The organism is Halorubrum sp. SP9 (assembly GCF_005435015.1).
In the GTDB taxonomy this organism is placed as follows: Archaea; Halobacteriota; Halobacteria; order Halobacteriales; family Haloferacaceae; genus Halorubrum; species Halorubrum sodomense.
The window spans coordinates 22,295-29,823 of the sequence record NZ_SGXU01000030.1 but is presented as its reverse complement, the minus strand read 5'-3'; the positions used below and the strand labels follow the sequence as shown (position 1 = coordinate 29,823).

The window sequence follows — 7,529 nt, the reverse complement described above, 5'->3', positions numbered from 1 at the left end:
GGCTGGGGAGGCGTGAGGTGCGGTCCCGCGAGCGACCGGAGGGAGCGAGCGGGAGCACGGAAGTCGCAGCCCGCGCAGCGAGCGAAGCGAGCGAGCAGACCGTCTTCCGGCGGTTGCGGTGCGGGGCGGGACTCAAAGGGGCAGCCGCGAGGCGGGCGCAGGCGACGCAAGCACTGGAGGGAGCGAGCAACGCGAGCGACTGAAGCGCGCAGCGAGCGTGCGCCCGCCTCGCGGCTGGGGCTTTGGAGGTGTTCGCCGTCGATCCTCGAACAACTATTTATAACTGAGCGGTAGGGGATATCGGCATCCCAGAGTCAACAATTTATAAATAGCCACCAACTCAGTCCGATTAGATCTATGCCAGTCGGCGATCGCGGAACGCCCGAATCACGTCTTGGCGCGCGATGATCCCGACGATCCACCCCTCCTCGTCGACCACAGGAACGCGGTTAATATCCGGGTCGTCGCCGACGAGCAGGTCCAGCACGGCGTCGACACTCGCGTCCGGCGTCACCGTCGCCACGTCGGTGCTCATCACCTCGGAGACGGGGCGGTCCGCGTTGCGGATCAGGTCGACCCCGAGATCGATGTCCGCCCACGGTCGCTTGATCTGATAGGAGAGCGTATCGACAAAGGGAGGAAGCCCGATCGGGATCCACAGCGTCTCGTCCTCGGGCTCGAACAGGTCGACGAGGTCGGACTCGGTGATCACGCCGACCACCCGCTCGTCGTCGTCGACGACCGGGAAGCCGCTGAACTCGTAGCGGGCGAACCGCTTGAACACCTCGGCGACGTCGTCGTCGGGCGAGACCGTCTTCACGTCCGGTTCCATCAGGTCGCGGGCGGTCAGTGTCATACCGAAGCGTCACGGCGGGAGGCCGTAGGCGTTTCGCCCCGGGCGCGCCGACGCAACGATTTGCGTGCCGACGCAACGGACTTAGGGACCGGGAACGCAGTCGCTCACATGCACCGCAAGGGTCACGTCGGGGCGTCGCTCGTCGTCTACGCTCCGTTCGGGTTCCTCGTCACGGCCCTCGCCTCGATCGAGGTCGGCGTCGTCGGCGCCGCGGGCGTCGCCGCGATGGCGATGGTCCCCGACCTCGACATGCGGATCCCCTTCGTCAAACACCGCGGGATCACCCACACCGTCTGGTTCGCGCTGCTCGTCGGCGTCGCCTTCGGAGTCGTCGGGCTGGCTGTCGGCCTCCAGACCGGGGCCGTCGAGGCGCTGTTGTTCGGCGGCGCCGGGTTCCTGTTCGGCGCCGTGACGATCGTCTCGCACCTGCTCGCGGACGCGCTGACGCCGATGGGGATCCGGCCGTACGCACCCGTGCGAGGCCACGAGTACACGCTCGACCTGTTCACGGCGGCGAACCCGCTCGCGAACTACGGACTCCTCGGGGTGGGCGGCGTCGTCGTCGCGGTCGCGCTCGTCGCCGGTGAGGCGGTTCCGGTGTAGGGGGTATGCTGTATGACCATTTTTGAACGTAGATTTCTGAGCGTCACCCCGGCGCGCGGGTGTCTATTTTATACGCTCTTGAGCTCCGAAACGTCACTGGCCAAAAAAAGCCAGTGACAGGTGACAATGGACGCAAAACAGATTCCAATACTGTTCGCGGCAGCACTGTGTTTGGTAGCATTGTTTATGTTGGCAATCCGAATTTTGTCCGTCGGTTTCTGAAACGCCGATGGACACCTCCGTTTTGCCGTTCTGATTTATTTGGAGGATGTACTCCTGAGAAGGAGAGCCAGATTACTACCCGGAGGTGGGTGTGTATTTCAACTCTATTATGGTGGTTGTACTTACCTGCCTTCTGTTACCGATTAGAGACTTCATCTCTCCTTCTCACTCAAAAGTTGAGACTGGCCGTCTCAATGCATACGGATCTGACACTGATTTCTTTGTACAGGGTCTCTCGATCAGTCGAGCCCGTGATTTAATTTGAGCGCGTCGTCGATTTCGCACATTGTCGCGTCGTCGAGACTGCCAGCAACCGAATGGATTCGGTTCTCGACAGACACGACTCGAATTTGGTCAAGCCGCACGAAGGGGTCTTTCTCAAACAGTGAGTCCGATGCTTCCACAAGTAACGCCAATCGATCCGTCAAGAAGTGAGAACGATGATACCCGACCGAGGATTTCTTCTGTCCGACATACTACGGTCGGTAGCGGCCGAAGCTTACAATATACACTGAATAGTGAACGGAGCATATAAAACGATATCAACACCCAGGAGTTTGCGTGATGAGAATAAACGGATCGCGCTCGCGGTTGTAGTCGGCGACGTCTCCGGCGACCGCCTCGATGAGTCGGCGATGAACTTCTCTAGCTGCTCGTCCCTCGTCTGGGCTTAGGTAGTGGAACCCGCCCAGACTCTTCCAGAAATCACCGTCAAGCCAAAAGAGTGTCTCGTCGTCCGACTGATAGATGATATCGCCGTTATCGGTCAGTCCCTCGGTGTCAAGTTGACGACCCGAGAGCTGGGCGCGTGCCAGCACCGCCACAAGCTGCCGGCGTGAAATGGATACATGAACAGCAACATCGTCGATCAAACTCCCGAAGTAGGCTTCGACAATATCAATCGTTTGGGAGAACTCATCGAGCGTAACGGAATCTAACGGTATTGTTTCTCTTGGTACTTCTCGAGTTTCCCAAGAATAAGAGCCGCTAAGTAATACGTCAGATGCAAGGTTGAGTTCAATACTATCCGCCGTTCGACAGTACTGTGTTCTATCCCTGCTCTCGTCCGCAGTGACCTCTTCTAAATACATATTCTCAGAAAGTTCCTTCACACGTCTATAACAGGTGGCAATCGGGATATCTAGCTCTTGACTCAGCCAGCTAACTGATCGCGGTTCCTTCGCCGCCCGCAGTATATCTACGCTGTATTTCCGCCCGAGTACCTCAACTGCTTCCGTCGACATCTTGTTACCACGATTGATTCTCAAGGCTGAATAGCTGTACCCTATATTTATCGATCTAATTCTATTAGGGCCGATATGAAATGGTTCTCTAAGCGAAAACATAATACAGCGGAACAACAAAATCGGATGTATGAGCGATGGAGACGCGTACACGGACCATACCCCCGCAGGACTTCTCGAGTTGTCTTCGGAACTGAATCAAGCTGGTTCTATCGAGGACGTCTCTGTCGTTGCTGTCCGAATGTTGGATCTCAATTTTGATGCGCCTCTTTCGGCGATCTGGGAGTACAATGAAGAGGGAAACGAACTCCGCCCAATCGCCGAATCAACTGAGGCACAAGAGGTGATTGGCGATGCACCTATCCTTCCAGTTGATTCTCTCGCGGGGCGTGTGTACAGACAGAATCGTCCGGAAGTGTTCGACGATGTCCACGAGGCCGACGGCACGTATAATTCAGGCACCCCGATTCGGAGCGAAATTCTCGTGCCAATCTCGGACTTCGGCGTCTTGAGTGTCGGAGCTACTGAAGTGGATGCCTTTACCCAGAAAGACGCAGAACTGGCGAAACTCGTCGCCTCGAATCTCGAAGACGCAATTTCACGAATCCGATACGTCGAGGAGCTACAGGCCGAGCGTGATTGGACACACACGTTGTTTGAAGGCTCCAACGATGCCATTTTCATTAGTGATTCAGATGCGAACTTCGTCCAAGTGAATCAGGCTGCTTGCCAGTTAACTGGCTATGCGCGAGCGGAACTCCTCTCGATGCGTATTCCCGATCTTCACGAAGAGGTCGACTTACATGCCTATCAGGATTACCACGACCAAATTTTAGCCGGCGAACCAGCAACCACTGAAGCGAAACTACTTCGGAGCGACGACAGTAAAATCGATGTCGAGTTCTCGAACCGTCGGATCGAGCGCGATGGGGCGGCCTATATGCATACCGTTGCGAGAGATGTGACGGAACAGCGGGAACGCCGGCGTCGCCTAGAGTCATTTAAATCGGCCATCGAGAACGCGAGTGATGGGATTGCTATTTTGGAGAACGAGGAGTACACGTACGTTGATCAAACGCATGCCGAAATGTACGGGTTCGAGGACCAAGATGAGTTACTCGGGCAGACTTGGCGTGATTTGTATACTGATCCCGTTGAAATCGAGCGAATGGAGGATGAGGCGCTTTCAGCGCTCCGATCTGATGGTGAGTGGAGAGGCACTGTAACTGCCTCTCCAGAAGGCAAGGAAGAATTTCCGACTGAACTATCGCTGACACGCTTGGAAGACGATCGAATTGTCTGTGTTGTCCGTGACGTGTCTGAAAAATATCGGCGTCAAGCGGAACTTCGGGAGAATGAGCGGCGTTTCGAGTCGGTGTTCGAAGACCCCGAAATGCTGGTGGCGTTATTAGAAACTGATGGTGAGACGATTGAGGTCAATGAAACAGCGCTAGACTACGTTTCGAACGACAAATCCGATATCTTGGGGGAACCGTTCTGGGAAGGAGACTGGTGGTCGCATTCCTCGGACCTACAAGAAGATCTTAAAGGCTGGATCGAACGAGCGGCTGCTGGCAAGTACGTCAGTTTCCAGGCGGAACATCCGGATCGGGACGGTAATATGCGGTTCGTTACGGGCACAATCCGTCCGGTTACAGGGGAATCAGGCGTCGAATCACTCGTTATTTCCAGTCGGGATATCACGCCCCGCGAGCAGCGCCGTCGCGAATTGGAGACGTTCCAACAGGCTGTCGAGGATGCGAAAGACGGCTTCGCCATCCTCGAAGATGGAGAATACACCTACATCGACGAGACACACGTGGATATGTATGGATTCGATGATACTGACCAACTCATCGGGAACTCTTGGCGGATACTCTATGACGAAGATGAGGTAGAGCGCCTTGAGTCGGAAGCCTTCCCTGTTCTTGAGTCGGAGGGGCACTGGCGGGGCAAAGTAACCGGATCCCAACCAGACGGAACGACGTTCCCGGCAGAGATCTCTCTGACTATCATCGATGATGGTCCCCTCGTGTGTACTGTGCGCGATGAAACTGAAAGACAGCAACGGGAACGTGAACTCGAACTCAAGGAGCAAGCGATTGACTCCTCGAATGTTGGGGTTATGATCACCGACCCACAGCGAGAAGGCAACCCAATCGAGTACGTAAATAAAGGATTTACCGACATTACTGGCTACGAAGAGGACGACGCGTTGGGTCGTAATCCACGTTTCCTCCAGGGACCCGAGACAGACCCAGACGAAATATCGAAGCTCCGAGAGGCGATTGCGGCCGGTGAACCGGTGACAGTAGAATTGAAAAACTACCGAAAAGACGGGAGTGAATACTGGAATCGATTGTCCGTCACGCCAGTCACTGATGTAGATGGGACGCTTTCGAAGTTTATTGGCATACAGCAGGACGTAACAGGTCGGAGGCAACGGACTCGGAGCCTGGCAGAACAGAACCGGAAACTCGAATTGGTTCTTTCTGGAACGGACACTGGTATTGCAGAGTGGAGTCTTGAGACGGATCAGATATCATTCGACGACACGCTTGTCGATTTACTTGGCCATGATCCGGACAATTATGAAGAGTTCGTACAGATCGTCGCGCCGGAAGATCGGGACCGTGTTCGTGAGTCACTAGAACAAGTCGGCGAGACCAACGACTTGTCTGCGGATTTCAGAGTTATTGATGCCAACGAACAAACGCGATGGATACACACAGATGCTGTTCTGATACCCGATGACGAAACTGGAGAGAGACTTGTCGCGATTGCCACGGACATAACGGATCAAAAACGACGGATTCGGCAGATTCAACAGGAGCGGAAGCGATTCGAGATCCTCTCGGAAAGTCTCGAGGAATACGCCTTTGTCCTTCTCGATGACGATGGACAGATCGACAGCTGGAACGATGGAGCAGCCGACATCTTTGGACATGACGAAGAAGCTGCAATTGGTATGCCAGCAGCAGAGTTACACCCTGAACAGGATCAAAAACGTGGGATTGCTGATCGGTTACTAAAACAGGCATCACTCGCAGGAGAAAGTACTCACGAAGGACAGCGAGTCCGTCAGGATGGATCGTCGTTTCCTGCAGAAGTCTCATACGTCCCGCTTCAAACTGAAGATGGAGTGTTCCTGGGATACGGGATGGTCATCAGAGATCTTACTAACCAGCGTCAACAGCGGCGTAGAACAGAGCGGTTCGTTGAGGAATCAGTCGACGTCGTGTCTATCTTAGATCGCGACGGGTGTTTCACCTATCTTAGTGGCTCTACTGAACGGGTTCTTGGATATGATCCAACTCAGCTAAATCAAGAGAGTGTCTTTGATATTATCCATCCTGAGGATCGGGAACGTGTAATGGAAGCGTTTTTCGCCGCCGTGGAGGATTCCGATTCAAGCGTTCAGCTAGAGTTCCAAGCAATGGATGCGGATGAGGAGTGGATTACTGTAGAGGCACGTGGACGGAATCTCTTTGACGATGAAGCAATTGGTGGGTTTCTGTTATATATACGTGACATCAGTAATATAAGAGAACAAACGAAAAAATTCGAATCCGTATTCAATCAAACGTTCCAATTGACAGGGCTGATGACCCAGAGTGGTGAAATCCTCGAGCTAAACGACCCACTCACAGAGTTCGGCGGCATACGTGTGGAGGAGAGCAGAGGCACACCGCTCTGGGAGTGCTCTCTGTTCGCGCATTCGTCTGAAGTGCAAACTCAAATCAGGCAGGCAGTTACTCAAGCATCTTCGGGTTCATTCGTTCGGTTCAACGTGGAAGCAGAAGGCGTTGATGGACTCGCCAGCTTCGACTTCTCGGTCAAGCCGATCTCAAGCCAGCGCGGGGAGCTTAGCTTCCTGGTATTCGAGGCACGAGATATCACAGCTCAGGAGCAGCGTCGGCAACACGTCCAGGTCTTACACCGGATTATGCGGCACAATATCCGAAATGATCTGACGAAACTGAGAGGGTATGTCGATCTGCTTGCGTCGGACACAGAGACAGACACTCGTGAACAGCGCGCTGCGACGATCCGAGACATTCTCGACAAGTGGGAAAGAATGGCAAACAAGACCCAAGAGCTCCAGAATATACTCACGAGCGAGAGCGCTCTCGCTTCCTACCAGAGTGCTCAGCAAATAGCTCAGGATATTCAAGCCAAAAAAGAAGACGAATATGCTAATGCGAATATCACTATCACAGCCGACCACGATCTAGAATCACAAATACCGAGTGAACTTGACAAGGCGATTTCTGAGCTCGTTGAGAACGCCATCACAGCGAACGATACTGAGCATCCATCCGTACAGATCAGTGTCTCGCAAGCCGATGAACGGTGGGTAGAGGTTTGTGTGTCCGATACTGGGCCTGGACTCCCGGAAATGGAGAAAAATCTCCTCGAAACTGGCGAAGAAACGCCGCTGAGTCACGGGCAGGGACTCGGATTGTGGATGGTGCGATCACTGGTGGCTCATGCCGGGGGATCGATTTCAGTTGAAACCTCGGGCGATGGGAGTGAGATCACATTGGAAGTCCCCACCCAACCGGCTCGAGAGGACTTATAAAAACCGGGCATCGTGTCGTAAA

Annotated in this window: 5 protein-coding genes and 1 pseudogene; 3 read left to right on the top strand and 3 right to left on the bottom strand. The window is 54.3% G+C overall.

All coding sequences use genetic code 11. The features are described from left to right. On the top strand, positions 1-203 hold a 203-nt coding region (locus tag EXE45_RS20750), incomplete at its 5' end, for a hypothetical protein (protein WP_206750471.1). A gap of 152 nt (positions 204-355) precedes the next feature. On the opposite strand, the gene EXE45_RS13540 is transcribed toward EXE45_RS20750, so the two are convergent. Beyond that, positions 356-856 (bottom strand): HPP family protein, encoded by a 501-nt coding sequence (locus tag EXE45_RS13540; protein WP_137694637.1) that lies wholly within the window; start codon positions 854-856, stop codon positions 356-358. A 108-nt stretch (positions 857-964) separates the two neighbouring features. Between EXE45_RS13540 and EXE45_RS13535 the strand changes: the two genes are divergently transcribed. Continuing rightward, complete coding sequence (locus EXE45_RS13535; RefSeq protein ID WP_092920177.1) at positions 965-1,459, top strand: metal-dependent hydrolase; 495 nt, start codon at positions 965-967, stop codon at positions 1,457-1,459. Positions 1,460-1,920: 461 nt separating this feature from the next. Here the strand turns inward: EXE45_RS13535 and EXE45_RS13530 are convergent. Both EXE45_RS13530 and EXE45_RS21860 read right to left on the bottom strand, forming a co-directional pair. Next, positions 1,921-2,091: pseudogene (locus EXE45_RS13530) on the bottom strand (type II toxin-antitoxin system PemK/MazF family toxin); the annotation flags it as partial. 132 nt (positions 2,092-2,223) lie between these two features. Then, complete coding sequence (locus tag EXE45_RS21860; protein ID WP_092920488.1) at positions 2,224-2,625, bottom strand: hypothetical protein; 402 nt, start codon at positions 2,623-2,625, stop codon at positions 2,224-2,226. Positions 2,626-3,055: 430 nt separating this feature from the next. On the opposite strand from EXE45_RS21860, the gene EXE45_RS13520 reads away from it, so the two are divergent. Continuing rightward, positions 3,056-7,507, top strand: a complete 4,452-nt coding sequence (locus EXE45_RS13520) for a PAS domain S-box protein (protein ID WP_092920176.1) — start codon at positions 3,056-3,058, stop codon at positions 7,505-7,507. The last annotated feature ends 22 nt before the right edge of the window (positions 7,508-7,529 follow it).

What these genes read in the sequence shown, in the direction of transcription:
- EXE45_RS13540 (WP_137694637.1), bottom strand. Translation starts at nt 856, where the DNA reads ATGACACTGACCGCCCGCGACCTGATGGAACCGGACGTGAAGACGGTC.
- EXE45_RS13535 (WP_092920177.1), top strand. Translation starts at nt 965, where the DNA reads ATGCACCGCAAGGGTCACGTCGGGGCGTCGCTCGTCGTCTACGCTCCG.
- EXE45_RS13520 (WP_092920176.1), top strand. Translation starts at nt 3,056, where the DNA reads ATGAGCGATGGAGACGCGTACACGGACCATACCCCCGCAGGACTTCTC.